This window comes from Nonomuraea marmarensis, assembly GCF_043197025.1.
Classification (GTDB): Bacteria; Actinomycetota; Actinomycetes; order Streptosporangiales; family Streptosporangiaceae; genus Nonomuraea; species Nonomuraea marmarensis.
Window position 1 is genome coordinate 105,755 of sequence record NZ_JBICRM010000014.1, and the last position, 25,878, is coordinate 131,632.

Genomic DNA, 25,878 nt, shown 5'->3' on the forward strand with positions numbered 1-25,878 from the left:
GGCGGGCGCCCCGGCTGCGGGTCAGGCCGTGGGGCGGCGGCGGCGGAGGGCGAGGGCGGCGATCACCACGCCGACGATGCCGACCACGAGCCCCGCACCCCCGAGGATGCGTGCCGTTCCGTCCGACGAGGACTCGGCCGCCACCGGGGTCACCGAGGGCGCGGCGGCGGCCGCGCTCGCCGGGGCGGCGGTGGCGGGTGAGGTGGACGCGTGAGCCCCATCTGCGGCGGCCGGGACGAGTTTGAGGACCGGGGCCGGGTGTTCGGCCTCCGTGCCGTCCGCCTTGGGCGCGTCGGCCCAGTTCACCACCTCACCCCCCGAGTACTCCTGCTTCGTCGGGAACGTCAGCGAGTCCGTGTCCTTGGGCAGTTGCCCCATGGACACCTCGAACTCCTGGAACTCGCCCGGGTTGATCTTGCCACCTGACCACACGACCTTGGTGACGGCCTCCTTGAGGTCGCCGTACTCGGTCTTGACCGGCGCGGGCAGCTTGCCCTCCGTGACCTTGACGTCCCACCCGGGCACGGGCTTGACGGACACGAAGGCCAGCGGATGGTCGGTGGGGAAGGACACCTCGATCTTGACGGTCGCGGCGTCGTCACGCTCGTTCGGCACCCGGAACGCGACCTTGGTGAACCCGCCCTGCTCGGCGGTGCCCGGCTGGATGGTGACGTGGGCCAGCGCCGGTATGGCGAGCCCGACGGTGATGGCGGTGGCGGCGGCGAACACGGTCGCGGCACGGCGTACGAAGGACATGCGAGAACTCCACTTGGGTGAAGGAAAAGGAAGGGGTGTCAGACGGTCAGGCGGGAAGTGGAGGACCACGCCTGGCCACGCTGTGCCGGAAGACCGGCTGGAGCGGGACCACCCTGGTGTAGACGATCGGTACGCAAGGCCCCACGGCAGGCACGGCGACCAGCGGCAGGAGCACGAGACGGCGGCCGAGGCGGCGCAACAGCGACCACAACGCGGACTCGCCGCGTGACAACCACACGCCCGTGACCACCGTGGCCGTCAGGTGCGCCAGCAGCATGCCGGCGTCGACGGTCAAACCGCCCTGGCCGTGCCCGTGCACCGAGAGGTAGGCCATGTCGTCGCCCGCGAACAACTCGTGCAACCCGAACTGGACCCCGACCAGCACGACGTTGATCGTCGCCGTCGAGCGTTCCCTGCCGCACAGCGCCAGCCCCAGCGCGGACACGCCCGCGAGCCCGAGGCCGGCGGCCCATGGTGCGGGCCCGGAGCCGCCGCCCAGCACGTGGGCGAGCGCGGCCAGAATCACGCAGACAGCGGCGAAGGCGGCCGTCCGCGCGAGCCTGAGGGGGAGTTGCGCGCGCATGGGTGTGCCCCATGCTCTCACGGGGCAGGGAGTGATGAGACCTCGATTACCAAGCTGCGCAATGCCTGTCCGAAAAGGGCATTTTGTCGCTAGGGTCGTGCCGAGCACGTCAAACATAGAGGTGAGAACGTTGCGGCACTTAGCTGGTTTGCTCATCGGGCTTGTGGTGACGGCGGCTGTGCTGGGAGGCGGAGGCTGGGCCGTACAACAGGCGTTCGGCGGCGCGGCGGCCACCCCACCGGACGACCAGAGGATGTGGATCGCCCTGGGCGCGATGGCCGCCGTCGGCTTGGTCGTCGGGCTCGTGGTGGCGGGCAGGGTCTCGCCGCTGGCGACGTTCGTGCCGTCGATGGTGCTGCTGGCCTGGACGGTCGTCTACGCGCTCGACATGAACAGGGCCCTTTCCCTCATCCCGGCCGAGCCGTCGGTCAACCAGATCATCAGGGACGCCGGTTTCGGTGACAGGACCATGCTCACGACGGGCGTGTTCGCCCTGCTGGGCGTGGCGCTGTTCATCCCCGTGCTGATGCCGTCGCGCTGGTCGCGCCAGCACGACGAACTGGACGAGGACTACGAGCAGACGCCGGAAGGCAGCTACTACTAGGTCGCGGATGCCGTGCTCGCGCGCGGCATCCGCCACGAGGTGGCGCTCACGACCGGGCGCCGGTGTAGAGGCGGGTGACGACGTCCTCGATGCTGGACTGGTCGGGCGCCGTGGCCATCAGGTCGTCGAGCGTGCCATCGAACGCCAGCCGCCCGTGGTCGATCACCATGACCCGGCGGCACAGGCGTTCGATGTCGCCGAGGTCGTGCGTGGTCAGCAGCACGGTCGTGCCCTGCTCGGCGTTCACCCGCCGCAGGAACGCCCGGATGCCCGCCTTGCTGACCACGTCCAGCCCGATCGTCGGCTCGTCCAGCACCAGCACGTCGGGCGCGTGCAGCAGCGCCGCCGCGAGATCGCCGCGCATGCGCTGCCCCAGGCTGAGCTGGCGCACCGGCGTGCGCAGGAACTCGCCGAGATCGAGCGTCTCGGTCAGCTCGCCCAGCCGCGACCCGAACGTGCCGCGATCCACCCGGTAGAGGTGCCTGATCAGCTCGAAGCTGTCGGCCAGCGGCAGGTCCCACCAGAGCGTCGTACGCTGCCCGAACACCACGCCGATCCGCCGCGCCAGCGTCGTGCGCCGACGCGACGGATCCAGCCCGGCCACCCGCACCTTGCCGGAGGTGGGCGTGAGGATGCCGCACAACATCTTGATCGTGGTGGACTTGCCTGCGCCGTTGGGCCCGAGGTAGCCGACGAACTCTCCCGCCGACACGGTGAACGACAGGTCGCGTACGGCGTGGACGACGTTTCTCTTCACCTTGAACGAGCGTCCGACCCGGTCAAGCTCGATCATCGTCAACTCCCTGTGGATCGGTAGTGCCTGATGCCGTGCCGCCAGGCCAGCCCGGCCAGCAGGGCGAGGACCAGCGCGGCGGCCGGTCCGAGGAACCGCATGAACTCCGGCGTGCCGAACGGATCGTCCCGGCCCAGGACGTACAGGCCGGGCTGCCAGTTGATGAAGGCCAGCGGGAGCGCGTAGGTCACGCCCCTGACCAGGTCGCGGGTGTAGATGCTGAACGGGTACTGGCTGAGCTGGTGACTGCCATAGGTGAAGGAGCTGGACACTTCCGGCGCGTCGGTCAGCGCGAACTGCAGCGCGCCGGCCAGCGTCCAGAGCGCGGTGAAGATGACGATCCCGGTGATCACCATGACGGGGATCATCCAGGCACGCCGCCAGCCGAGGTCGAGCGCGGCGATGGCGTAGCCGAGCACGAGGCCCGCCTGCACGATCCGCCCGGCCCTGTTGGCGTTGAAGCGGTCGGCGGTGAGCTGGATCCACGGGCTCACCGGCCTGATCAGGAACGTGTCGAGGGTGCCCGCCTTGATGTGCTGGCTGATCCGGTCGATGTTGCTGACGAACGTGTCGCAGATGGTGAAGGACAGGGTGGCGGCGCCGTACAGGAAGAGGACCTCGTCGCGGGAGAACCCGGCGAGCGTGGTGGTGTTGGCGAAGACGACCAGGATCACCGCGACGTCGAGCGCGGCCGTGACGAAGCCGAGCAGGGTCATCAACGTGAACGAGGCCGGGTACGCCGCGGCGGCGCGGGTCCAGGTCCACAGCAGCAGGAAGTACGTCCTAACCACCCTGGATCACCACCTTGTGGCGGATCGCCCTGGTGGCGAGCGCGCCCAGCCCGAGCAGCGCCACCGCCCAGAACGCCTGGAAGGCGAGCGTCTCCAGGACCGGGGCCTTGCCGAGGTAGAGGTCGGTGGGCAACTGGACCATGGCCGCCCACGGCAGCGACGCGGCGAGGTCGCCGAGCCAGCCGGGGAAGATGTGAAGGGGGACCATCATGCCGCTGAAGAAGGTGGTCAGCACCAGCGACAGGACGGCCACGCCGCGGTCGTCGAGGAGCCAGCAGACCGACAGCGCCATCAGGTAGCGCCAGCCGAAGCTGACCAGGACCGCGATCGCGAAACCCGCCAGGAACGCCAGCCACCGGCCGGGCTCGGCGGGGAAGACGATGCCGAACAGCGCGGCGCCGACCAGCATCGGCGGGATGCCGCGGACCAGGAAGAGGTACGCGGCCCTGCCCAGGTCCTCGGCCAGCGTCCAGAGCTGCAGTGAGGCCGGGCGGACCAGGTCGAGCGCGATGTCGCCGCTGCGGATGCGCTCGGGGATGTCGAGCCCGCCGCCGAACAGCTGCATCGGCCCGATGAACGCCTGAGTGATGAAGCAGAAGGTGATGGCGTCGGTCATGTCGTAGCCGGCCAGCCCGGGGCGGGCCTGCCAGAGCGCGATGAGGATGTAGGCGCGCAGGATGCCGAACACGCTGTTGGTGAACGCGCCGGCGACCGCGGCCCAGACGTAGGTGGCGTGCTTGCGGAAGCCGTACCGGACGAGCCGGGCATAGAGCGGTATGGTTTTGCACCTCCGAAGTGTGAGGACACGGTGACAGGCCGTGTCCGGGCGCGCGCACGGGTTTGCCGTTGGCAAGCATGGAATTATGCGTCGAGGGCTGCGGTCACCGCAACGCAATAAACGTCAGCGGTCCGCGAGGCGGTAGACGAAGCGCAGGGCCGACCAGGTCGCGTCCACGGCGGCGACCTTGTTGTCGACCAGGCCCATGGCCAGGCCGTACGCGCGGATGGGGTTCTCGGAGAGGTCCGTGGGCACCTTGCTGGCACGTTTGGGCCAGCAGACCCAGAGGCCGCCGTTCTTCGCCAGGACGGCCATGGCGGCGGGGAAGGCGTCGTGTAGCGCGGCGGTGTCGGGACAGAAGACCAGGACGACGTCGTAGGGGCCCTCGGCCGCGGTCCGGTGCACTTCTGCGGCGGGTTCGCCCAGGTCGAGGCCGGTGGGGGCGTCGATGGCGAGCACCTGGAGCCCCGGCTTTATCCCGAGCTTGCGCGGCAGCGGAGTGCCTGAATATCCGGCCATATCAACCAGCGTGACACGTTGCCGAAATATCCGTGTAAGAGAGGAGATACTTACTCGCCGGTAGGACGATCCCCGAGGGGGAAGAAAACCCTTCGGAGGGTCAATATGCGGATAGACAGGGACATTGTTCCTGAGTACCCCTTGAGCTGGCAAGCTCGCGCGCTCACCGGCCTCATGCGCGGCACCTTGAAGCCGGCTTCGATCCTGCTGATGCGTCACCCGCTCGCGTTGGCAGGGGCGGCCCAGCTTGGCGAAATCACGCGGCTGGTCCAGGTGCCGCAGCCGCCGAATGTCGCGATCGAGTCGGCGGAGTTCTCGGCGTGCGAGGGTGAGTGGGTTCGTGGCGGTCGGGGGCTCGACGAGCGGAAAGTGGTGCTGTACTTCCACGGCGGGGGATATTTCTCGTGCTCGCCGCGTACGCACCGGTCCATCACGTGGCGGATGTCGGTGACGGCCGGGCGGCCGGTCCTGGCGCTCGACTACCGCCAGTGTCCCGTGCACACGCTGGCGGACTCGCTGGACGATGCGCTGGACGCGTACGAATGCCTGCTGCGGCGCGGGTACGCGCCCGAGGACGTCATCGTCGCGGGCGACTCAGCGGGCGGCCACCTGACGCTGGCCACCCTGCTGGCGCTGCGCGACCGGGGGCTGCCGCTGCCCGGGGCCGCGATCTGCCTGTCGCCGTGGGCCGATCTGACCGACTTCCCGCGCCGCGCGAACCGGTGGCAGGACCCCATGCTCCCCGCGAGCCGGGTACGGTGGCTGGCCCGCCGCTGGACCTCCGGTCTCGATCCGCGGGATCCGCTCGTCTCCCCGGTGCTCGGGGACTTCACGGGGCTGCCGCCGCTCATGATCGTGACGGGGTCGACGGAGGTGCTGCGGGACGAGGCCAGACGGGTGGCCGAGCGGGCGCGGCAGGACGGGGTCCCGGTCCGGTACGAGGAATGGCGCCGGATGCCGCACGCCTTCCCGATCCTGGCGGACGTGATGCCCGAGGCGCGGCTGGCGTTCCGGCACATGAAGCAGTTCCTGGGGGCGGTGGCCGAACGGGCCGCGACGACGAGGAATTCAGCGGCGGCGTAGATTTTGCACTGCCCTTTTTGTGGTGATTGACATACGCTTACACCTCCGGGATGTGTAAGGTTAGGTATACCTAACTAACCTGTTGTCAGGGGGCTGTTGCATGGGTGAGAAGCCCAGGGATCACCATCGCGGCGTCGTCCTGCGGACCGAGTGGATCTCGCGGTACATGATCCGCGTCGTGGTCGGCGGCGAAGGGCTGGCCGACTTCGCCACCACGGGCATGACCGATCACTACGTGAAGCTCGTCTTCCCCTACGAAGGGGTCGAATACCCCGAGCCGTTCAGTGTGAAGACCTGCCGCGAGACCATGCCCCGCGAGCTCTGGCCCCGGCTGCGGACCTACACCGTACGCGCCTGGGACCCGGACTCCGGCGAGCTGACCCTCGACTTCGTGGTGCACGGCGACAGCGGGCTCGCCGGGCCGTGGGCGGCGCGGGCCGAGCCCGGTGACGTCGTGCTCATGCTGGGCCCCGGCGGCGGTTACGCGCCCGATCCCGCGGCCGATTGGCATCTCATGGTGGGCGATGAGAGCGCGATTCCCGCCATCGCGGCCTCGCTGGAGGCGCTGACGGAGGGAGCGCCGGCGCACGTCCTGGTGGAGGTGGACGGGCCCGAGGACGAGCAGAAGCTCGGGACGGCCTCCGACGCGCGGATCGCCTGGGTCCATCGCGGCGGCCGTCCCGTGGGTGCGGCGCTCGTGGAGGCGGTGCGGGAGCTGGAGTTCCCCGATGGTGACGTGCACGCGTTCGTGCATGGGGAGGCGGGGTTCGTGAAGGAGCTGCGCCGTTTCCTGCGTCTTGAGCGGGGGATCGGGCTGGATCGGCTGTCGATTTCCGGGTATTGGCGGACCGGGGTGGACGACGAGGGCTGGCGGGCCGTCAAGGGCGACTGGAACCGCCAGGTCGAGGCCGAGGAAGCGGCCCAGCTTCGTTAACGCCGCAGTTCGTCAGAAGCGTCTCTGATCAGCTCAGCGATCCTGTGTCAGACATGGGCGCCTGGGATCGTTTCCCATCGGGGTGGCGAGGCGTGGGCGTGCAGGTGGAAGCCTGCGCCCAGGGCTGCCCCTCGTGGCCGGTGCCGCCTGGCGGGTGTGCTGATCGTCGTCCCGTCCTGGTGCCGGTGGGCTGCGCGGGGCAGCCGGATCCGGTCCGTTGATGCGGGTCCCTCCGGACGCTGGCCAGCATGGCCGGTGGGCCGTGCTGGGGAGGGTGCCCTGCGTCGCCTGGGCGCGGGGCGTGTGGTCTGGCGCCGGGTTGGTCCGGTCTTCGACCGATCCGTTCGACTGGTCTTGGCGGCGGGCGGGTGATGACCGCGTTGGCTTCGAGTGCGTCTGTCACCGAGTGGATCGCCATCTGCCCACTCGCCCGGTCCACGGCGGTCTTGCCCTGGTGGGTGAGGCCGCGGGCGGCGATCCGGCGCCAGGCGCCCTGGTCGCGGTCGCCTGGCCCCGGAGTGGCGCAATTCGCGGTTTTCGGTCCGCTCTTCGTGACGCTGGCCGTACTGAACGTGATCATTCTCGTGCGGCACGCCAAGGGTAAAACGCCACTTCAGACCGTTAGGTCACAGCACTTACTTACCCCGGAGGAACGAACTCCTTACCTGCAATACCCCTTATGACAGACATGCGGAAAGCCTCCGCGGATCCGGCCACAGTGTGCTTTGCCGTGTCCCAGACAGGAGAGGCGAAACCCGGATGGCGCGTGGTTCGAGCGACATGCCTCCTGGCGTGCGACCGCTTACGGTGGGCGACCCGGTCATCATCGGCCGATACCTTCTCCTCGGCCGTCTGGGCACCGGCGGGATGGGAGTGGTGTATCTGGCCGAACACCCTCAGGGTGGCCTGGTCGCGCTCAAGACGCCGCATGCGGTGCATCTCAACGATGCCACGTTACGCGCGCGCTTCGCTGAGGAAGTGGCTTTCTCGCGAAGATTGGTGCCCTTCTGCACGGCGGCGGTCGTGGAGGACGGCACCGACAAGGACCGCCCCTACCTGGTCACCGAGTACATCGCGGGCCCGGCGCTCTCCCAGGTCGTGATGGCCAGGGGGCCGCTCACGCCCGACCTCGCGTACGGTGTGGCGCTCGGGGGCGCCGCCGCGCTGGTGGCCGTGCACGAAGCCGGGCTCGTGCACCGGGACCTCAAGCCGGGCAACGTGCTCCTGTCCCCGCGGGGGCCGCGCGTCATCGACTTCGGCATCGCTCGCGACGTCGACACGCTGGCCGCGCACACGCAGGCCGGTCAGGTCATGGGCAGCCCTGGCTGGGTGGCGCCGGAGCGGCTGACGGGTGGCGCTGCGGTGCCCGCGTCGGACGTGTTCGCGTGGGGATGCCTGGTGGCGTTCGCCGCCAGCGGGTACCACCCGTTCGGCGGTGGGGAGGCGGATGTGCTGACCAGGCGCATCCTGTTCGAGCCGCCGCGGTTGGAGGGCGTGCCCGCCCTGCTCATGCCCGCTGTCGAAGCGGCGCTGGCCAAAGACCCGGCAGACCGCCCCAAGGCGGCCGACCTGCTGCGGGCGCTGCTGGCCGCCGGTGGCGTCGGTGATCCCTGGGATCTCCGGCAGGCGGTGACGGGCGTGCTGGCGGAGATCTGGACGCCCGTTCCCTATCCGCCCGGAGGGGGACGGGTACGCCTCGCGTACCCGCCTGGTGAGCAGGACTCCGACGGGCATGCGGGGTCGCACAGTGAGGGGGACTTCGGTGCGGAACGGGCTACTGATCCTCGGCGGAGGGGCCGGGTGTCCGACACAGAAGGAGGTGGCGCACCCAAGCGGAAACGCCGGGCGAAGGCTGGGGCGCATCTGTCGCACGCCAGTTTCGCGGCCCTGGCCACGGTGTCGATCGCGGCTGTCACGGTGATCGCGGCGTCGGGCAGTAACGGGGTGAGCATCGAGGGCGGCTCGCTGCTGCCCGCCAACCCGTCGGCCGTTCAGCCCCAGGGCAGTGCCAACTCCACCGTCCGTCCCACGGCCACACCGACGGGCGGGTTGACGCTCACGCGAGGGGCTACGGTGGCCCCGGTCACCGCCACGCCCACGATCTTCGTCACGCAGACCCGTACGAGAGACCCGTTCACCCTCGTCAGCCCCTCGCCTGACCGGAAGGACACGCTGCGGCCATCGAACACGAGCGGCCCGGGCGATCCAGGTGGCGCCGACCCCGGGGAGTGCGCGAACCCGGCGGGGCGGAAGCGCGGCAAGGCGGCGGCCAGGCGGGACTGCCCGCAACCGTCGACCTCGATCACCACCATTCCCCAGGACGGGCCAGGTGAGTCACCGGATCCCACCGCGTCGGTGCCGACCACTCCGACGGCCACCGCCACCGGCACCCCGTGAGCCGGGGCCGCGCCTGCCGAAGCGGGCCGCCGAGCAGCCGGGCTTCGGGTAGCCAGGCGGCTCCGCGGCCACCGTGCGAGATCCATCACGCGGGCAGCGTGAGGAGCACGATCCCGCGCCGGTGGACGCGGAGCCATCCGGCCGTTCGCGTCCTCAGCGCACCCGGACCTGGGAGGCCGTCGTCCCGCCGCCGGCGGCCTCCCAGCCGGCCACCACCGTCGGGGAGGCGGCCGGCGCTCGGGTCAGGGGCACGGTCACCGTCGTCGTCCCCTTGCCGGACACGGTGACGACGCGACTGCCCGCAGTCCCCTGGCCGTCGCGGACGAACAGGTGCGCCTTGCCGGCGGCCTCCGCGCGGAGCGTCACCCGCACCGCGTTCTCACCACGGGATGCGGAGGTCACCCGGCCGCTCTCGGACGTCTTCGCCGCGGGGCCGCCCGCCAGCGGGACGTCGATGCGGACCGCCTGCTCCAGCGACTGCGGCGAGTCCAGGCTGGACAGCGCGGTGTCGGGGATCATCGCGTCGGGGACAGGCCGGTCCGCCGGAGGCTGGTAGCCCGCCAGCGTCGCGACGCCCCACCGGTACGGGTCGCCCTGTACGCCGCCCCAGGTCGACCAGCCGATGCGGGTCTGGCCGGTCTTGTCCTGGGTGTCGGAGTCGTACACCAGGATGTTCAGGCCGAGGTGCGCGGGATCGACCGTGCCGGGCAGGAGCCCGATCGGGATGGACATCTCCACGGCGTACTCCCCGGCCGAGACCTTCGAGGCCACCCGCATCCCCGGAGCGGTCTGCTCGCCCGGCCCCTGGCGGTTGTCGGCGTCCCGCTCGAAGCAAGGCGGCCCAGTCATCGCGGACTCGGCGATATTAGAAGTCGCGGACTCGGCGACATCGGAAGTCGCAGTTACTGGCAGCACCGCTGCCTTGAACGTCGTGGAGGTGTTCTCGGACGTGCCGCGCGGATCGATGGTGACCTCGACCGAGTCGGTGCGCCAGTGCCGCTTGCAGTCGGAGGCGGGCAGGCGCGTACCGAGTATGTCGTCCTTGACCTGGACCAGCACGTAGAGCGTGTCGTCGCGCCAGGCGAGCTTGGCCGTGCCCGAGCAGTCGGCCGCCGACGAGCACGCGGTGCCCTCCCACAGCCGCGAGATGTCCAGGGCCGCCCCCGGGTACTCGCCGTCGCCCTCGGCCCCGTCCACGGAAGGCGCGGCCTGGGGGATGGAGGTCGCCGGTACGAGCTCGAGCGCGGGCCTGCTCGTGATCGCGCCGTCCACGCTGATGGTGTACGCGTAGTCGCCGCCCTCGTTGGAGGTCTTGAGCGAGGTGTCGGAGTTGGTGACGGTGAACGGCACCGTCGTCGAGGCCCCGGCGGCCAGGCCGGTGTAGGGCGCCTCCACACGATCGGCGGTGAAGCCGGCGGGCAGATCCACCCGTACCGTGCCGGACCGGGTGGCGTCGCTCACGTTGCTCACCACGACGCCGACCTGCCTGGAGCCGCCGGACGGAAGCGTGAGCACGGGCGTGACCAGGCCGCGCAGCTGCGGCACGCCGAGGTCGGCCACCCACTTCTCGTACTGGGCGACCTGGGGGAGCAGCTGCTGCCCGCCCCGTACGGCCGGGCTGACCTCGACCTGCCCGTCGGTGTAGCCGCGGCCGCGCTCCGTGGTCAGGGTGGCCGCGACGCGGGCCCGGCCTGCGGCGCCCTGGGGCGGCGTCACCGCGAACGTCGCCGTACCGGTGCGCCCGGCGGCGAGCCGGCCCAGGTCACCGGACCCGCTTACCACCCAGCCCGCCGGGACGCGCAGCGCCACGGCCGACCGGCCCAGCGGCTCGCGGGGCGGAGCGGTCGCGGTGACCTTGACGGTGAACGCCGTTTCCGGGCGGACGTCGAACGTGCTGGCACGCAGCCCGAACAGGGTGCCGAGGGGCACGGCGCCGCTCGCCCGGGTCAGCGCGCCATCAAGGATCGCCGTAGGGGCTGCCGCCTCCCCGCCACCTGGCGAAGGGAACGGCACCCGCGAGTCCACCTGGGTGAAGAAGTCGCAGCCGAGCTGGGCGGGGTCGGCGGGCACGTCGGGGAAGACGGCCCAGCCCTGGGAGGCGTACGTGCGCTGGGCCTCGCGCTCGATGGCGGCCCAGGTTTTGCCCTGAGCCTGGGAGCCGCGCCCGCTCCACACGCCGTACACGTTCTGCGCCGGGTTGGCGGGGCGGAACGTCGAGGCGCAGTCCTGGCCGGTCTGGGAGGTGCCGCGGGCGCCGCCGGTGAGTAGGCGGGCGGGCGCGAAGGGGCGCAGTCCCTCGCGGGTGATCTGCTCGGGGAACGCCTTGGGGTCGGCGGCCGCGTAGAACGCCTCGACGGCCAGCCGCGCGGCCTGCTGGTGGTTGCCGTGGTTGCCCGGGGTGGGGGCCGGATCCATGGTCATCAGGATCTCGGGCCGGGTCTGGCGGACGGTCCTGACGACCTTCTCCAGGGTGTCGCCGCCCCACACCTGATCGGTCAGCGGGGCGCTCACCGTGTAGTAGAAGTCGACGTCGTCTAGGTTGAACACCTCGCGCACGCCGGCCTGCACGACCGCCGCCCGCTCCTCGGCCTCACGCAGCAGGCCGAGCGCGGGGCCCTCCTCGGGCCCGACGGCGTTGCCGCCGCCCTCGCCCCGGGTGACGGTGACCACGCCGGCGCGGACGCCGTGGTCCTCGTTCCACTGCCCGAGCGTCGACAGGCTGAACGCCTCGTCGTCGGGATGCGCGCCGACGAACAGCACATCGAGGTCCAACGGATCCGCGGCGGCAGCGGGAACGGCAGGTAAGGGGGCGAGTACGAATGCGGCGGCGAGTGCCGGAATCAGAAGACGCATCGAGCCTCCGGAGGGTTACTCGCGGACCGCCCCCTGGAGCAGCCCGCGGACGAAGTGTCGCTGGAGGAACAGGTAGAAGAGCACGACCGGGGTCGCGACGATGACCGAGCCGGCCGCGAGCAGGGTGAAGCCGGAGGTGTACTGGCCCTGGAAGAAGGCCAGCCCCAGCGGCGCCGTCCGCAACGACTCGCTGGTCACCATGATCAGCGGGATGAGGAACTCGTTCCATGTCCACATGAAGACCAGGACGGTCAGCGTGACGACGGCGGGCCGGGCCGGCGGGACCAGCACCTGCCACAGGATGCGCCAGGTCGAGGCGCCGTCGATGCGGGCGGCCTCGACGATCGCGCGGTTGGCCGCCCGGAAGTAGGCCCGCATCCAGAATGTGCCGAACGCCACCGACAGCGCGACCTGCGGCAGCGCGACCGACCAGAACGTGTCGATCAGGCCGAGCGTACGCAGGTCGAAGTAGAGCGGCACCGCGATGGCCTCGCTCGGCATCATGATCCCCAGCATGAACAGGTAGAACAGCACCGACTGGCCGCGGAAGCGCATGGTGCCGAACGCGTACCCGCTCATGATCGACAAAAGCACGCTGACGACCACGACGAACGACGACACGGCCAGGCTGCTGCGTAGGTAGGCGCCGAACCGCCCGATCTCCCACGCCGCCGCGAAGTTGCCGAGCCCGGCCGTGCCGCCACTGTCGGCGGGGCCGAGCGCGGCGGACAGGATCGTGACGATGGGGAAGAGCGCGAACGCGGCGAACACCGACAGGATCGCGTAGTTGGCCAGCCGCTCCCCGCGCGAGATCACGAGACCCTCCTGTCCGCGAAGCGGTTGATCCCGAACGAGATCACGAAGATCACGACGGTCAGCGTGACGCCGATCGCCGCCGCCGAGCCGATCTGGCTGAGCCCGAAGGCGCGGTGGTACACCTCGTACGACGGCACCGAGGTCGAGTCGCCGGGACCGCCGCGCGTGGTGACGTACACCAGGTCGAACGTCCGCAGCGCGGCGATCACCGTCAGCGTCAGGGCGACCGCGATCTCCCCGCGCACCGACGGCAGCGTGACCGCGAAGAACTCCCTGACCGCCCCCGCCCCGTCCAGCCGCGCGGCCTCGTACAGAGACGAGGGGATGCGGCTCATCCCGGCCAGCAGCAGCACGGTCACCAGCCCGGTCTCGAACCACGTGCCGACCACCCCGACCGCAGGCAGCGCGAAGGTGTAGTCGCCCAGCCAGCCCCGCGTCAGCGAGTCCAGCCCGAGCGCGCCGAGCAGGGAGTTGAGCGTGCCGTCCGGGGCGTACACGCGCCGCCAGGCGACGGCCACCACGACCATGGCGACCACCTGCGGCAGGAACACCACCGTGCGGAAGAACCCGAGTCCGCGCACCTTGGCGTGGTTGAGTATCGCGGCCAGCGCCAGCCCGATGGCCAGCGGCCCGGCCGAGTAGAACACGATCAGCACCAGCGCGTGCCCGAACGCGGCCCGCAGCCCCGCGTCGGAGACGATCGCGACGTAGTTGTCCAGCCCGGCCCACCGGCCGAGGGACAACCCGTCCCAGTCGTAGAGGGACAACTGCACCGCGCGGCCGATCGGATAGAGCAGGAAGGCCGCGTAGACGGCGAAGGCCGGCAGCAGGTAGAGGTAGGCGACGCGGCGCGGCTCCCCCGGGGGCCGGGCTGTGGTCATCCGTTGCTCTCGGCGAAGGTCTTGTAGTCCTTCTCCAGGGTGGCCAGGAACTCCTGCGGGGTCTGCTTCTTGGCCAGCAGGTCCTGCAGCGCCGCCCCCAGCGTGTCGGCGAACGTCGGCGTGGCGTAGTCCAGGTACGGCACCAGCCCGTCCTTCGCCGTCACCGTGCCGAACGCGCTGAAGACGTCCTGCTGCGGCCCGGCCGGCACGGTCTGCTGCGCGGTGTCGGCGACGGGCAGGTTGCCGGTGCTGGTGAGCACCTTCATCGCCGCGGCGTTGGTGATGAAGTCGATGTACGCCGCCGCCGCGTCCGGATTGGGGCTCTTGGCCGTGATGGCGAACGGCAACCCCGTCCCGCCGGTCGCGACGGGCGGCCCACCGGCCGTGGTGCCCGGCGGCAGCATGAAGCCGAGGTCCTTGCCCAGCGCCTGCTGCAGGTCGGCGAGCAGCCAGGTGCCCGCGATCATGAAGACGCCCTCGCCCTTGCCGAACGCCTGCCACGCCGGGTCGTAGCCCTGGCCGTTGAAGCCCTTGTTGAAGTAACCCTTGTCGACCCAGCCGGCGAGTTGCTCGGCGGCCGTGGTGTTCTCGGGCGTGTTCCAGGAGGCGCCCTTGCGGCCGAAGGCCAGCGTGCTGATCTGGGCGGCGGGGACGACGCGGCTCTGCACGGTGCCGAACACGTGGATGGCCGGCCACTTGTCGAGGTTGCCCAGTTGCAGCGGCACCTCGCCGGCCGCCTTGGCCGTGGCCAGCGCCGTCTCGAAGTCGGGCCAGGTCTTCGGCGGCTGCAGGCCCAGCTCGGCCAGCTTGGCGCCGTTGTAGAAGACGCCGACGACCTCGCCGACCTGGGGCAGGCCGTACAGGTTGCCCTCGCCGAACAGCTTGCCGTCGGCGCTGTAGCTCGAATAGCGCAGCACCGACTGCGGGTAGCGCTGCTTCCACCCGTACGCCTCGGCGTAGGCGTCCAGCGGGCGGAGCTGCCCGGCCTTCACGAACGCGCCCATCGACGAGCGGCCGTTGTTGGCCTCGACCACGTCCGGCGGCTCGTTGCCGCTCAGCGCCAGGCGCAGGGTGGTGTTGAGATCGTCGAAGGAGCGGGACACCCGGTTGAGCTTGATGTTGGGGTATTTGGCCTCGAACGCGGCGTTGAGCTGCTTCATCTGGGCGGCCTGCCCGCCGCGTACCTCCTGGTCCCAGACGGTGAGCGTGACGTTGCCGAGGGCCGCGGCGTCGGTGCGCACCGGCGCGGCGCCCGGCTGCGCGGAGGTGGCCGCGGGCGGGGCCGAGGAGCCGGGGGCGCACGCGGCGACGGTCCCAGCGACGGACAGGGCGCTCACGGCGAGCACGGCGAGCGTCCGGAGTGGGGGGTTCATGGTGTTACTCCTTCTGCGCAGGCACGCGGGGCGTGTCGGGGTCCTCGTCCTCGGGCTGGTCCGGCTGCGGTTGGGGGGTCTTCGGGCCGACGTCGGCGTGCCGGGCGATGGTGGCGGCCGCGCGGCGTACCGCACCCACCGGGACGGTCGGCACCAGCCGGTCGAGGAAGGCGTAGCGGCGGGCCAGCGAACTGCCGTAGGCGCCGCCGCGGTCGGCCGCCGCCCGCACGTCGTGCCACCAGTCGGCGATGTCGCCCCATCCGGGGGCGGCCAGCGAGCCGCCGAACTGCTGCACCGCCAGCGCCGCGCAGACCTGGGCGAACGCCAGCCGGTCGGCCAGCGGCCAGCGGGACAGGGTGCCGAGCACGAAGCCCGCGCCGAAGACGTCGCCCGCGCCGGTCGGGTCGAGCGCCGTCACCCGCGGCGCCGGGACGAACGCCTCCTCGCCCGTCATGGAGTCGATGGCCATGGCGCCGTGGGCCCCTTCGGTCACCACGGCCACGGGCACCTTGTCGGCGATCGCGTACAACGCGTCGCGCGGGGTGTCGGTGCCGGTGTAGGCCACCGCCTCGATCGCGTTGGGCATGAACGCGTGGCAGAGCGAGAGCTGGTCCAGCACGGACGGCGACCAGTCGCCCGAGGGGTCCCAGCCCACGTCGGCGAAGATGAGGGCGCCGTCGCGGCGCGCCAGCTCGGCCCAGTTGCACGGGCTGTCGGGGGAGTCGAGGGCCTCGTCGGCGGAGAGGGTCACGATCACCGCCTTGGAGCGGGGCGGTTTGCCGATCATCTCGGACGCCGGCATGGGCGCCGGGTGGCCGTGCGTCACCATGCTGCGGTCGCGGTCGACCGCCATGGAGACGGTGACCGGCGAGTGCCAGTGCTCGAAGCGCCGCGACCTGGACAGGTCGACCGACTCCTGCTGTTCGAGCGTGCGCCAGCAGAAGTCGCCGTAGTCGTCGTCCCCGAACGCGGCGGCCAGCGAGGTACGCAGGCCCAGCCGGCTGGTCGCGATGGCGAGGTTGGCGATGCCGCCGGGACACGAGCCCATGCCCTCGGCCCAGATCTCGGTGCCCGCCGCGGGCATCGCGGGCAGGCCGGTGAAGATGATGTCCAGAAAGACCGTGCCGGCCAGGAACACGTCGAACTGCGGACCCTCCGGGGTCCGATCGCTGGCGAGAGGGTCGTACACCTGGACAGACACGGGACTGAGTCCTCCTCGACACACCGAGATGTGCGCAATCTTGCATGTTTACTCGCACACTTCAAGTGTTTCGCGCGAGAAGGTGGAGCAATCTGCATATTCATGCGCGAAAATGACTGATACACTCGCGCCGTGCTCCAGCACCTCAGGCATGCCGAGATCATGCGCCGCGTCCGGCTCTCGGGCGCCACCAGCGTTCGCGATCTCGCCAGCCAGCTGGGCGTGAGCCCGTCGACCATCCGCAGGGACCTCGAGGTGCTCGACCGCGACGGCACGCTGCGGCGCGTCCGCGGCGGCGCCCTGGCCGGCGTCGACGCCGACGCCGACCGGCCGTTCGCCGAGGTGGCGGCGGTCGACGAGCAGGACAAGGAGGCCGTGGCCGCACGCGCCGCGCGGCTGGTCGCCGACGGCGACGTGGTGCTGCTCGACATCGGCACGACGACGATGCGCCTGGCCCGCCGGCTGCGCGGGCGCCGCGTCACCGTGGTCACCTCCAGCCTCGCCGTCCTCGACGTGCTGCGCGCCGACCCGGAGGTCGAGCTGCTGCTGCTGGGCGGCATGGTGCGCAGGCCCTACCACTCGCTGATCGGGGTGCTGACCGAGGCGGCGCTGAGCCAGGTGGTCGCCGACCGGGTGTTCCTCGGGGCCAGCGGCGTGCGGCCCGACGGGCAGCTCGTCGACACCACGCTGGCCGAGGTACCGCTGAAGCGCGCCATGATCGCGGCGGCGGGGCAGGTGGTGCTGCTCGTCGACCGGCACAAGTTCCCCGGCACCGGCGCGCTGCGGGTGTGCGGTCCCGAGGACATCGACGTGATCGTGACGAACGAGGGCGCCGACGCGACGACGCTGCGCAACTGCGCGGCGGCCGGCGCCGAGGTGGTGCTTACGTGAAGGGGTGTTGATGAGACTGGCCGTTCTCGGGGGCGGCGGCTTCCGGGTGCCGCTCGTGTACGGCGCGCTCCTGCGCGACAGGGCGAAGCCGCGCGTGGAGGAGGTGGTGCTCTACGACGTGTCGGAGGATCGGCTGGAGGCCATCCGGCACGTGTTGCGGCAGTTGGCGGCCGGGCACGACGATCCGCCCGCGGTGCGGATCACCACCGACCTGGACACGGCGCTGCGCGACGCCGCGTTCGTCTTCTCGGCCATCCGCGTCGGCGGTCTGGCGGGCCGTACCGCCGACGAGCGGGTCGCGCTGGAGCTGGGCCTGCTGGGCCAGGAGACGACCGGTCCCGGCGGGATCGCCTACGGCCTGCGTACCGTCCCGGTGGCGGTGCGCGTGGCCGAACGGGTGGCCGCCCTCGCGCCCCGGGCCTGGGTCATCAACTTCACCAACCCGGCCGGCATGATCACCGAGGCGATGCGGCGGGTGCTCGGCGACCGGGTGATCGGCATCTGCGACTCGCCGATCGGGCTGGTCCGGCGGGCCGCCGCCGCCCTCGGGCTCGACCCGGCGCGCGTGTCGCCCGACTACGTGGGGCTCAACCACCTCGGCTGGCTGCACGGCCTCGTTCACGAGGGCCGCGACGTGTTGCCAGGGCTGCTCGCCGACGAGACGGCGCTGCGGCAGGTGGAGGAGGCCCGCATCTTCGGCGCCGACTGGGTGCGCACCCTGGGCGCGCTGCCCAACGAATACCTGTACTACTACTACTTCACCCACGAGTCCGTCGCCGCGATCTCCGGGCAGACCCGCGGGGAGTCCCTGCTGGGCCAGCAGGAGGAGTTCTACGCGGCCGTGCGCGCGCGGCCCGGCCAGGCCCTCGCCGAGTGGGTCAGGGCGCGCAGGCAGCGCGACGCGACGTACATGGCCGAGGCCCGCGACTTCACGGACGCCGGCGAGCGTGACGCCGCCGACCTGGAGGCAGGGGGGTACGAGGGCATCGCGCTCGCCCTCATGGCCGCCATCGCCCGCGGCGAGCCGACCTCCATGATCCTCAACGTGCGCAACGGCACCGCGGTGCCCGGCCTGCCCGAGGAGGCGGTCGTGGAGATCCCGTGCGCGGTCGACGGCGCGGGGGTCCGGCCGCTGGCCACCCGCCCCCTGCCCGGCCGTTTCCTCGGCCTCGTCCAGCAGGTGAAAGCGGTGGAGCAGACGGCGATCGAGGCCGCGCTGACCGGATCGTCCCGGCTGGCGGTCGCGGCGTTCGCGCTGCATCCCCTGGTCGACTCGGTGGCGACGGCGCGCAGGCTGCTCGACGGCTACCGTGCGCGCATCCCGGAACTGGCGGCCGTCTTCCCTGAGCCTTCGTAGAGAGTGGCCGCGCCAGTGCTGGGGGAGACTGGCGCGGCCGATCGCCGGGGAACCATCCCATGCCCTGGAGGTGGCCGGCGAGATCAGGGTGTCAGTGGCCGAACTGCTCCTCCTCCGTGGACCCCCTCAGCGCCGTCGTCGAGGAGTCGGGCGCCACGGCCGTGCTGACCAGGTCGAAGTAGCCGGTGCCGACCTCGCGCTGGTGCCGGGTGGCGGTGTAGCCGCGCCGCTCGGCGGCGAACTCCGCCTCCTGCAGTTCCACGTACGCCGCCATGCCCTCGTTGGCGTACCCCTGGGCGAGGTCGAACATGGAGTGGTTCAGCGAGTGGAACCCGGCGAGGGTGATGAACTGGAACTTGTACCCCATGTGCCCCAGCTCCCGCTGGAACTTGGCGATCGTGGAGTCGTCCAGGTGCTTCTTCCAGTTGAACGACGGCGAGCAGTTGTAGGCCAGCATCTGGTCCGGATACTCGGCCTTGATCGCCTCGGCGAACTCGCGGGCCACGTCCAGGTCGGGCGTACCCGTCTCCATCCAGAGCAGGTCGGAGTGCGGCGCGTACGCCAGGCCGCGGGCGACGCACGCCGCCAGGCCGTTCCTGACCCGGTAGAAGCCCTCCGCGGTGCGCTCGCCGGTGGTGAACGCCTGGTCGCGCGGGTCCACGTCACTGGTCAGCAGCGTCGCGGCCTGGGCGTCGGTCCGCGCGATGATCAGTGTCGGGACTCCCGTGATGTCCGCGGCGAGCCGGGCGGCGTTGAGCGTCTTGATGTGCTGGCCGGTCGGGATCAGCACCTTGCCGCCCAGATGGCCGCACTTCTTCTCCGAGGCGAGCTGGTCCTCCCAGTGCACGCCCGCGGCGCCCGCCGCGATCATGCCCTTCATCAGCTCGAACGCGTTCAGCACCCCGCCGAACCCCGCCTCCGCGTCGGCCACGATCGGCGCCAGCCAGTGCGGAGCCTCGACGGCACCCTCCGACCAGGTGATCTGGTCGGCGCGCAACAGCGCGTTGTTGAGGCGGCGCACGACGGCCGGCACGGAGTTGGCCGGATAGAGGCTCTGGTCCGGGTACGTCTGCCCGCCCAGGTTCGCGTCCGCGGCGACCTGCCAGCCGGACAGGTAGATCGCCTTCAGGCCCGCCCGCACCTGCTGGACCGCCTGGTTGCCGGTCAGCGCGCCGAGGGAGTTGACGTAGTCCTCGGTGTGCAGCAGGTTCCACAGCCGTTCGGCGCCGAGCCGGGCCAGCGTGTGCTCCTCCTGGACGCTGCCGCGCAATCTGATCACGTCTTCCGCGCTGTAGGTGCGCTCGACACCCTCCCAGCGAGGATCGTTGTCCCACTCTTCCCTCAGCTGCTCAGCAGCTCCCTTGAGGCGATCGTTCATCGTTGACTCCTTGAGGTCGTCCCCTGGGCTCACGCCGAGTCTCTGCCCCAGGAGGCGGCGCCAATAGTCGGAATCATGGAGAAGAATCATCATAATTTCCGCATGCGGTATTACTGGCGGGTATTCACCGGTGAAACAATCGCGATTTTTCCCGTTGGCCTAGACCAATCGTGGTGAGCGAAGAACGGCGCGGCAGTCTCCAGGCTCTCTGGCCGGGAGGCTAGAAAATGGGCCGAATTTCTGTCTAAGATTCGGCCATGGCGTCCTTGCTAGGCGAAGAACCGCTGTCTTTGACGCAGGAGCTTGATCTGATCGCGTTTGGGCAGCGCCTCCGCCACCTGCGGAAACAGCGTGGCCTCACCCTGTCCGACCTGGGCTCGCGGGTCAGCAGGGCGCCCAGCCAGCTGTCGCTGCTCGAGAACGGCAAGCGCGAGCCCAAGCTCTCGCTGCTCAAGTCGCTGGCGGCCGCCCTGGGCGTCCCCGTCGAGGAGCTGCTGCGCCGCCAGCCGCCCAACCGCCGCGCCCAGCTCGAGATCGCGCTGGAGGAGGCGCAACGCGACCCCATCTACGCCGGGCTCGGCCTGCCGCGGCTGAAGGTCTCCGCCCGCGTGCCGAACGATGTGCTCGAACACCTCCTCGGCCTGTACGGCGAGCTGCGCGCCAGGCAGGCCCGGGGCACCGCCACGCCGGAGGAGGCCAGGGCCGCCAACGCCGAGCTGCGGCGCCGGCAGCGCGAGGTGGGCAACTATTTCCCCGAGATCGAGAAGGCCGCCGCGCAGGCCCTCGACGCGGTCGGATACCGGACCGGCGCCCTGTCCCAGAGCATGATCCAGGGCCTGGTCACGCATTTCGGCTACACCGTGCACACCGCGCAGGACCTGCCCCGCTCCGTACGTTCCATCACGGACCTCCGCAACCGCCGCATCTACGTCAAGCACGAGCAACTCGGCATGCACACCCCGCGCACGATCCTGCTCCAGACCTTGGGGCACCTCGCGCTCGGCCACGACAAGCCGCGCGACTTCGCCGACTTCCTGCGCCAGCGCACCGAGGCGAACTACTTCGCCGCTGCCGTCCTCGTCCCCGAGGGTGCCGCCGCGCTCTACCTCCAGGAGGCCAAGTCCTCCCGGGCGGTGTCGGTGGAGGACCTGCGGGACGTGTTCGCGGTGTCGTACGAGATGGCCGCCCACCGCTTCACCAACCTGGCCACCCACCACCTGGGCCTCGTCTGCCACTTCGTGCGCAACGACGCCGGCGGTACCATCTACAAGGCGTACGAGAACGACGGCATCGTCTTCCCCGCCGACGAGCAGGGGGCCATCGAGGGGCAGCGGATGTGCCTGCAGTGGTCGGGGCGGCAGGTGTTCGCCTCGCCGGATCGGTTCTCGGTGTTCTACCAGTACTCCGATTCGCCCACGGGGACCTATTTCTGCGTGGCCCACGTCGATCCGTCGCGCGAGCGGGACTTCGCGATCACGCTCGGGGTGCCGTACAAGGAGTCGCGGTGGTTCCGGGGCCGCGAGACCACCAACCGCACCAAATCCAACTGCCCGAACGGCGACTGCTGCCGCCGCCCGCCCGCCGAGCTGGCCGAACGCTGGGAGGGGTACGCCTGGCCGTCCGCCCGCGCCAATTCGCACGTCCTGGCCGCGCTGCCGCCGGGGTCGTTCCCCGGCGTGGACGAGGCCGACGTCTACACCTTCCTGGAGCGGCACGCCGCCACCACATAAGCTGATATGTGGGGAAACGGGGGGAGGGGTCGCATGCTGCCTGAAGTGTGGGGATGGTTGCGGCGCCGCACTTCGTGCGCCGGGGACTGGCCACTCGGGGATGTGATGGCCGCCAAGGGGCAGACCACGGTGAGCGTGGTGCTCCCTGCCCGTGACGAACGGGACACCGTGGGTGACATCGTCGGGACCATCCGGCGGGAGCTCGGCGGGCTCGTCGACGAGCTCGTGGTCATCGACTCGCGTTCCTCCGACGACACCGCGCTGGTGGCGGCGCGGGCGGGGGCCGTGGTGCACGCCCAGGACGAGATCCTGCCGCACCTCAAGCCGCTCGACGGCAAGGGCGAGGCGCTGTGGAAGTCGCTGGCGGTCACGTCGGGGGATGTGGTGGTGTTCGCCGACGCAGACCTCCGGAATTTCCGATCCTCGATGATATTCGGGCTGCTCGGCCCGTTGCTCGCGGATCCTTCCGTGGTGTACGCCAAGGGCTGCTACGACCGTCCGCTGAACGGCGCGCCCGCGGGCGGCGGCCGGGTCACGGAGCTGGTGGCCCGCCCCCTGATCAACCTGCACTGGCCGGAACTGGCGGGCTTCGTGCAGCCGCTGGCCGGCGAGTACGCCGGCCGCCGGTCGGCCCTGGAGCGGGTGCCGTTCCTGACCGGGTACGGGGTCGAGCTCGGGTTGCTGATCGACCTGCTCGAACTGGCCGGGCTGGACGCGTTCGCGCAGGTGGATCTGGGGACGCGCGAGCACCGGCCGCAGTCGACAGAGGCGCTCGGGAGGATGGCGTCGCAGATCATGCTGGCGGCCTGGTCGCGGCTGCAACGCCAGGGCAAAATCCAGTCCTGCCATGAGCCTTCGGTACGGCTGTCGCAGTTCCGGAGGGGGTTGGACGGGCATGACGTGACGGTGAGGGACATCGGGATCGGCGAACGGCCCCCGATGATCACCATCGCCGCGTAACGGCTGTTACTTGAGGCTGGCCGCGACGAAGGTGGCGATCTGGTCGCGGATGGCCTCGTGGTCCTCGACGTTCTCCCCCAGAATGATGCGCCCCAGCTGCGGCATCATCGACGGGTACAGCGCCAGCCCCGTCAGCATGAACAGCAGCCGCGCCGTATTCGCCGAGGGCGTTTCCCCCAGGCCCGCCGCCAGCGAGGCCGACTTGCGGGCACAACGCTCCACGCGCGACTCCTGGCCCGGCAGCAGGTCCTGGCCGCGGTAGTTGAGCGCCTCCCACATCAGCAGCCGCACCAGCTCGGGATGCGAGTGGTAGTAGTCGGTCAGCTTCGCCACGTAGTCCACCGGATCGGCGCCGGGTAGCGCGATCTGGGCGGTCAGGTCGTCGAGCGCCTCCGTGATGACCGCGTCGAACAGCTTCTCCTTGCTGCCGAAATGGCCGTAGATGCGTTCCTTGTTGACGCCGGCGCGCTCGGCGATGCGATCCACGCGGGCGCCTGCCACGCCGTACGCGGCGAACTCCTCCCGCGCGGCCTCCAGCAGGGCGGCCCGGGTGGCGGCGGTCGAGACCTTGGGTGCCATGGGGGCCATCATAGCCTCTACCAACCGGTTGGTTGCAAACCAACCGAACGGTTGACATCCAACTAGTTGGTTGGCTACCGTCCCGGCTCATGGCAATAACCTCTCCTTGCAAACCGTCGGCGCCGGACCAAGCGGCCGGTGAATCCGTCCACGCCCCGTTCGGCCGCACGCTCGCGATCTTCACGCTCACCGGAGTGCTGGTCAGCGGCCAGCTGTACGTCGTGATCCCGCTCCTGCACGACATGGCCACCGGCTGGGGATCCTCGGCCGGCGGATTGACCTGGCTGGTGACCGCGTTCGGCATCGGGTACGGCGTCGGCTTCCTGGTGTTCGGTCCCCTGTCCGACCGTTATGGCCGCCGCAGGTTGCTGATGATCGGATTGCCGCTGGCCGCGATCACCACGGCGCTGGTGGCGCTGAGCCCGTCGCCCGAGGTGGCGTTCGGGTTGCGGGCGGTGCAGGGGGTCGCGGTGGCGATGTTCCCGCCCGCGGGCCTGGCGTACGTGGCCGAGCGGTTCGAGCCGCGCCGCCGCGTGGCCGCGATCGCCGCGGTGACCGGATCGTTCCTCGCGTCCGCCGTGTTGTTGCAGGTCATTGCCCAGGTCACGGTGGACGCGATCGGCTGGCGCGGCATGTTCCTGGGCTCGGCGGCGGGGTTCGCGCTGGCCGCGCTGGGGCTGCGCGCCGTCATGCTGCCCGACCTGCCGCGCGAGCGCACCGGATCGTTGTTGTCCGTCTATCGGGCGGTGCCCGGTCTGCTGTTCGACCGCGTACTCGTGCTCCGTTATGTGGCGACGATCATGCTGATGGTCGGATTCGTGGCGGTCTACACCGGGTTGCAGATCTACGGCGTGACCTCCCCGACCGAGTTGCTCGCGCTGCGGGCGGCCGGGTTGCCGTCGATCGTGCTGGTGCCGCTCGGCATGCCCTGGCTGGCCAGGATCTCGCCGACGATCAGGTCCGCGGCGTTCCTGGCGGGCGGGGCCCTCGCGCTGGCGGCCGTCGGCCTCACCGGCGCCGCCGTACTGGTGCTGCTGCTCGCCGTGTACGTCGCCGCCATCACCGGCGGCCTGCCCAGCATGAACGAGTCCATCTCCACCAGGGCAGGGCAGGCGCGGGGGACCGCGCTGGCGCTGTTCTCCTTCGCGCTCGCCGTCGGCGGCAGCGTCGGCCCGCAGGTGGCCGCCGCGTTCGGCGGGTTCACCCCGCTCATGTACGGCCTCGCGATCGGCATGGGCGTGGCGGCCCTGGTCGTACTGGCCTCGGCGAGGTCACCTCGGTAACCCGCTTCCCCGGCGGACCTACTGGCCGGTAAGGTGTTACCAGTGGTAACCCATGGAGGAGTGCAGCGCATGAGCGGGTTCTGTCCGGAGCTCAGTGACGACGTGGTCGAGGTACGCGACTGGGTGCACGCGTTCGCCCGCGACGTGATCCGCCCGGCCGGCGCCGAATGGGACGAGCGGGAGGAGACGCCCTGGCCCGTCATCCAGGAAGCCGCCAAGATCGGCCTGTACTCGCTCGACTTCTTCGCCACCCAGTGGTTCGAGGAGAGCGGGCTGGCGCTGCCGGTGGCGTTCGAGGAGATCTTCTGGGGCGACGCGGGCATCGGCCTGTCCATCGTCGGAACCGGCCTGGCCGCCGCCGCCCTGTCCTCGAACGGCACCCCTGAGCAGATGGGGGAGTGGCTGCCGCAGATGTTCGGCTCGGAGGACGACGTCAAGCTGGGCGCCTTCTGCGCCTCCGAGCCGGACGCCGGCTCCGACATCGGCGCCATCCGCACCCGCGCCGTCTACGACAAGGGCGACTGGGTCCTGAACGGCGTCAAGACCTGGGCCACGAACGGCGGCATCGCCAACGTCCACGTGGTCGTGGCCACGGTCGAGCCGTCCCTCGGCACCAGGGGCCAGGCGTCCTTCGTCATCCCCCCGGGCACCCCCGGCCTGTCCATGGGCCAGAAGTTCCGCAAGCACGGGATCCGCGCCTCCCACACGGCCGAGGTGATCCTGGACGACGTCCGCGTGCCGGGGTCGTGCCTGCTCGGGGGCAAGGAGAAGCTGGAGGCCCGGCTGGCCCGCGTACGCAATGGGGAGCGGGCCGGGGAGCAGGCGGCGATGCGGACGTTCGAGACCACCCGCCCGTCGGTCGCCGCGATGGCCGTCGGCATCGCCAGGGCGGGCTTCGAGTACGCCAGGGACTACGCCCGGGAGCGGGAGCAGTTCGGCCGCAAGATCGGCGAGAACCAGGCGATCGCCTTCCTCCTGGCCGAGATGGCCACCCGCGTGGACATCGCCCGCCTGCTGACCTGGCGGGCCGCCTGGATGGCCCGCAACGGCAAACGGTTCGAGCAGGCGGAGGGCTCGATGTCGAAGCTGGTGGCGGGAGAGACGGCGGTGTGGGTGACGGAGCAGGCGATCCAGATCCTGGGCGGGGCGGGATACACGAGGGAGCATCCCGTGGAACGCTTCCACCGTGACGCCAAGATTTACACGATCTTCGAGGGGACGTCGGAGATCCAGCGGTTGATCATCGGCCGCGCGGTCACGGGCCTGCAGGTTCGCTGAAAATGTCCGATTCACCACCGCCGCGCATTCGTGACCGGTGTCGCGCCGAGAGTCTCCTCC

At 70.7% G+C, this 25,878-nt stretch carries 23 protein-coding genes; 10 read left to right on the forward strand and 13 right to left on the reverse strand.

What is annotated here, in order from left to right:
- Positions 1 to 21: 21 nt before the first annotated feature.
- Together ACFLIM_RS23695 and ACFLIM_RS23700 are read right to left on the reverse strand one after the other, a co-directional pair.
- The gene (locus tag ACFLIM_RS23695; RefSeq protein ID WP_393168836.1) at positions 22 to 756 is read right to left on the reverse strand and encodes a YcnI family copper-binding membrane protein; all 735 of its coding nucleotides are present in this window, start codon (positions 754 to 756) and stop codon (positions 22 to 24) included.
- A gap of 46 nt (positions 757 to 802) precedes the next feature.
- Positions 803 to 1,339, reverse strand: a complete 537-nt coding sequence (locus tag ACFLIM_RS23700) for an MFS transporter (protein WP_393168838.1) — start codon at positions 1,337 to 1,339, stop codon at positions 803 to 805.
- 178 nt (positions 1,340 to 1,517) lie between these two features.
- On the opposite strand from ACFLIM_RS23700, the gene ACFLIM_RS23705 reads away from it, so the two are divergent.
- A complete protein-coding gene (locus ACFLIM_RS23705) occupies positions 1,518 to 1,943 on the forward strand; it encodes a hypothetical protein (protein WP_393168840.1) in 426 nt (141 codons plus the stop codon).
- Positions 1,944 to 1,989: 46 nt separating this feature from the next.
- Here ACFLIM_RS23705 and ACFLIM_RS23710 read toward each other — a convergent pair whose 3' ends face one another.
- From ACFLIM_RS23710 to ACFLIM_RS23725, 4 genes are read right to left on the reverse strand one after another with little or no spacing between them, the layout of a single operon-like run.
- Positions 1,990 to 2,736, reverse strand: coding sequence for an ABC transporter ATP-binding protein (locus ACFLIM_RS23710; RefSeq protein ID WP_393168842.1), 747 nt, complete (start codon positions 2,734 to 2,736; stop codon positions 1,990 to 1,992).
- Positions 2,737 to 2,738: 2 nt separating this feature from the next.
- A complete protein-coding gene (locus ACFLIM_RS23715; RefSeq protein ID WP_393168844.1) occupies positions 2,739 to 3,527 on the reverse strand; it encodes an ABC transporter permease in 789 nt (262 codons plus the stop codon).
- A complete protein-coding gene (locus tag ACFLIM_RS23720) occupies positions 3,520 to 4,380 on the reverse strand; it encodes an ABC transporter permease (RefSeq protein WP_393168846.1) in 861 nt (286 codons plus the stop codon). Before ACFLIM_RS23720 ends, ACFLIM_RS23715 begins: the two co-directional genes overlap by 8 nt.
- 48 nt (positions 4,381 to 4,428) lie before the next feature.
- Positions 4,429 to 4,824, reverse strand: coding sequence for a hypothetical protein (locus ACFLIM_RS23725; protein WP_393168848.1), 396 nt, complete (start codon positions 4,822 to 4,824; stop codon positions 4,429 to 4,431).
- 141 nt (positions 4,825 to 4,965) lie between these two features.
- Here ACFLIM_RS23725 and ACFLIM_RS23730 point away from each other — a divergent pair, with 141 nt between their 5' ends.
- From ACFLIM_RS23730 to ACFLIM_RS23740, 3 genes are all read left to right on the forward strand, one after another.
- Entirely contained in the window at positions 4,966 to 5,907 is a 942-nt protein-coding gene (locus ACFLIM_RS23730; RefSeq protein ID WP_393168849.1) for an alpha/beta hydrolase, read from the forward strand.
- 100 nt (positions 5,908 to 6,007) lie between these two features.
- Positions 6,008 to 6,841, forward strand: coding sequence for a siderophore-interacting protein (locus tag ACFLIM_RS23735; RefSeq protein ID WP_393168851.1), 834 nt, complete (start codon positions 6,008 to 6,010; stop codon positions 6,839 to 6,841).
- A 792-nt stretch (positions 6,842 to 7,633) separates the two neighbouring features.
- On the forward strand, positions 7,634 to 9,238 hold the full coding sequence (locus tag ACFLIM_RS23740; protein WP_393168853.1) for a protein kinase domain-containing protein: 1,605 nt from the start codon (positions 7,634 to 7,636) through the stop codon (positions 9,236 to 9,238).
- 153 nt (positions 9,239 to 9,391) lie between these two features.
- Here the strand turns inward: ACFLIM_RS23740 and ACFLIM_RS23745 are convergent, their stop codons facing one another.
- Genes ACFLIM_RS23745 through ACFLIM_RS23765 form a run of 5 tightly spaced genes read right to left on the reverse strand, consistent with a single transcriptional unit; the run spans position 9,392 to position 16,362 of the window.
- Positions 9,392 to 12,091 carry a sugar-binding protein gene (locus ACFLIM_RS23745; RefSeq protein WP_393168855.1) on the reverse strand — a complete coding sequence of 900 codons (2,700 nt, stop codon included), beginning with the start codon at positions 12,089 to 12,091 and terminating at the stop codon, positions 9,392 to 9,394.
- A 15-nt stretch (positions 12,092 to 12,106) separates the two neighbouring features.
- A complete protein-coding gene (locus ACFLIM_RS23750; protein ID WP_393168857.1) occupies positions 12,107 to 12,907 on the reverse strand; it encodes a carbohydrate ABC transporter permease in 801 nt (266 codons plus the stop codon).
- Positions 12,904 to 13,788, reverse strand: a complete 885-nt coding sequence (locus ACFLIM_RS23755; RefSeq protein ID WP_393168859.1) for a carbohydrate ABC transporter permease — start codon at positions 13,786 to 13,788, stop codon at positions 12,904 to 12,906. The genes ACFLIM_RS23750 and ACFLIM_RS23755 overlap by 4 nt, the downstream gene beginning before the upstream one ends.
- On the reverse strand, positions 13,785 to 15,161 hold the full coding sequence (locus ACFLIM_RS23760; protein WP_393168862.1) for an extracellular solute-binding protein: 1,377 nt from the start codon (positions 15,159 to 15,161) through the stop codon (positions 13,785 to 13,787). The genes ACFLIM_RS23755 and ACFLIM_RS23760 overlap by 4 nt, the downstream gene beginning before the upstream one ends.
- 4 nt (positions 15,162 to 15,165) lie before the next feature.
- Complete coding sequence (locus ACFLIM_RS23765) at positions 15,166 to 16,362, reverse strand: carbohydrate kinase family protein (RefSeq protein ID WP_393168864.1); 1,197 nt, start codon at positions 16,360 to 16,362, stop codon at positions 15,166 to 15,168.
- Between the two features lie 132 nt (positions 16,363 to 16,494).
- On the opposite strand from ACFLIM_RS23765, the gene ACFLIM_RS23770 reads away from it, so the two are divergent.
- Both ACFLIM_RS23770 and ACFLIM_RS23775 read left to right on the forward strand, forming a co-directional pair.
- Positions 16,495 to 17,253, forward strand: a complete 759-nt coding sequence (locus tag ACFLIM_RS23770) for a DeoR/GlpR family DNA-binding transcription regulator (protein WP_393168866.1) — start codon at positions 16,495 to 16,497, stop codon at positions 17,251 to 17,253.
- Between the two features lie 10 nt (positions 17,254 to 17,263).
- Complete coding sequence (locus ACFLIM_RS23775) at positions 17,264 to 18,610, forward strand: 6-phospho-beta-glucosidase (protein ID WP_393168868.1); 1,347 nt, start codon at positions 17,264 to 17,266, stop codon at positions 18,608 to 18,610.
- A gap of 91 nt (positions 18,611 to 18,701) precedes the next feature.
- Here the strand turns inward: ACFLIM_RS23775 and aceA are convergent, their stop codons facing one another.
- The gene (aceA, locus tag ACFLIM_RS23780) at positions 18,702 to 19,988 is read right to left on the reverse strand and encodes an isocitrate lyase (RefSeq protein WP_393168871.1); all 1,287 of its coding nucleotides are present in this window, start codon (positions 19,986 to 19,988) and stop codon (positions 18,702 to 18,704) included.
- A 257-nt stretch (positions 19,989 to 20,245) separates the two neighbouring features.
- Here aceA and ACFLIM_RS23785 point away from each other — a divergent pair, with 257 nt between their 5' ends.
- The gene (locus ACFLIM_RS23785; RefSeq protein ID WP_393168874.1) at positions 20,246 to 21,718 is read left to right on the forward strand and encodes a helix-turn-helix domain-containing protein; all 1,473 of its coding nucleotides are present in this window, start codon (positions 20,246 to 20,248) and stop codon (positions 21,716 to 21,718) included.
- Positions 21,719 to 21,751: 33 nt separating this feature from the next.
- Entirely contained in the window at positions 21,752 to 22,678 is a 927-nt protein-coding gene (locus ACFLIM_RS23790; RefSeq protein WP_393168876.1) for a glucosyl-3-phosphoglycerate synthase, read from the forward strand.
- A 6-nt stretch (positions 22,679 to 22,684) separates the two neighbouring features.
- On the opposite strand, the gene ACFLIM_RS23795 is transcribed toward ACFLIM_RS23790, so the two are convergent.
- Entirely contained in the window at positions 22,685 to 23,257 is a 573-nt protein-coding gene (locus ACFLIM_RS23795; protein ID WP_393168878.1) for a TetR/AcrR family transcriptional regulator, read from the reverse strand.
- 89 nt (positions 23,258 to 23,346) lie between these two features.
- Between ACFLIM_RS23795 and ACFLIM_RS23800 the strand changes: the two genes are divergently transcribed.
- Positions 23,347 to 24,540 (forward strand): MFS transporter, encoded by a 1,194-nt coding sequence (locus ACFLIM_RS23800; protein ID WP_393168880.1) that lies wholly within the window; start codon positions 23,347 to 23,349, stop codon positions 24,538 to 24,540.
- Positions 24,541 to 24,609: 69 nt separating this feature from the next.
- The gene (locus ACFLIM_RS23805; RefSeq protein WP_393168883.1) at positions 24,610 to 25,818 is read left to right on the forward strand and encodes an acyl-CoA dehydrogenase family protein; all 1,209 of its coding nucleotides are present in this window, start codon (positions 24,610 to 24,612) and stop codon (positions 25,816 to 25,818) included.
- The last annotated feature ends 60 nt before the right edge of the window (positions 25,819 to 25,878 follow it).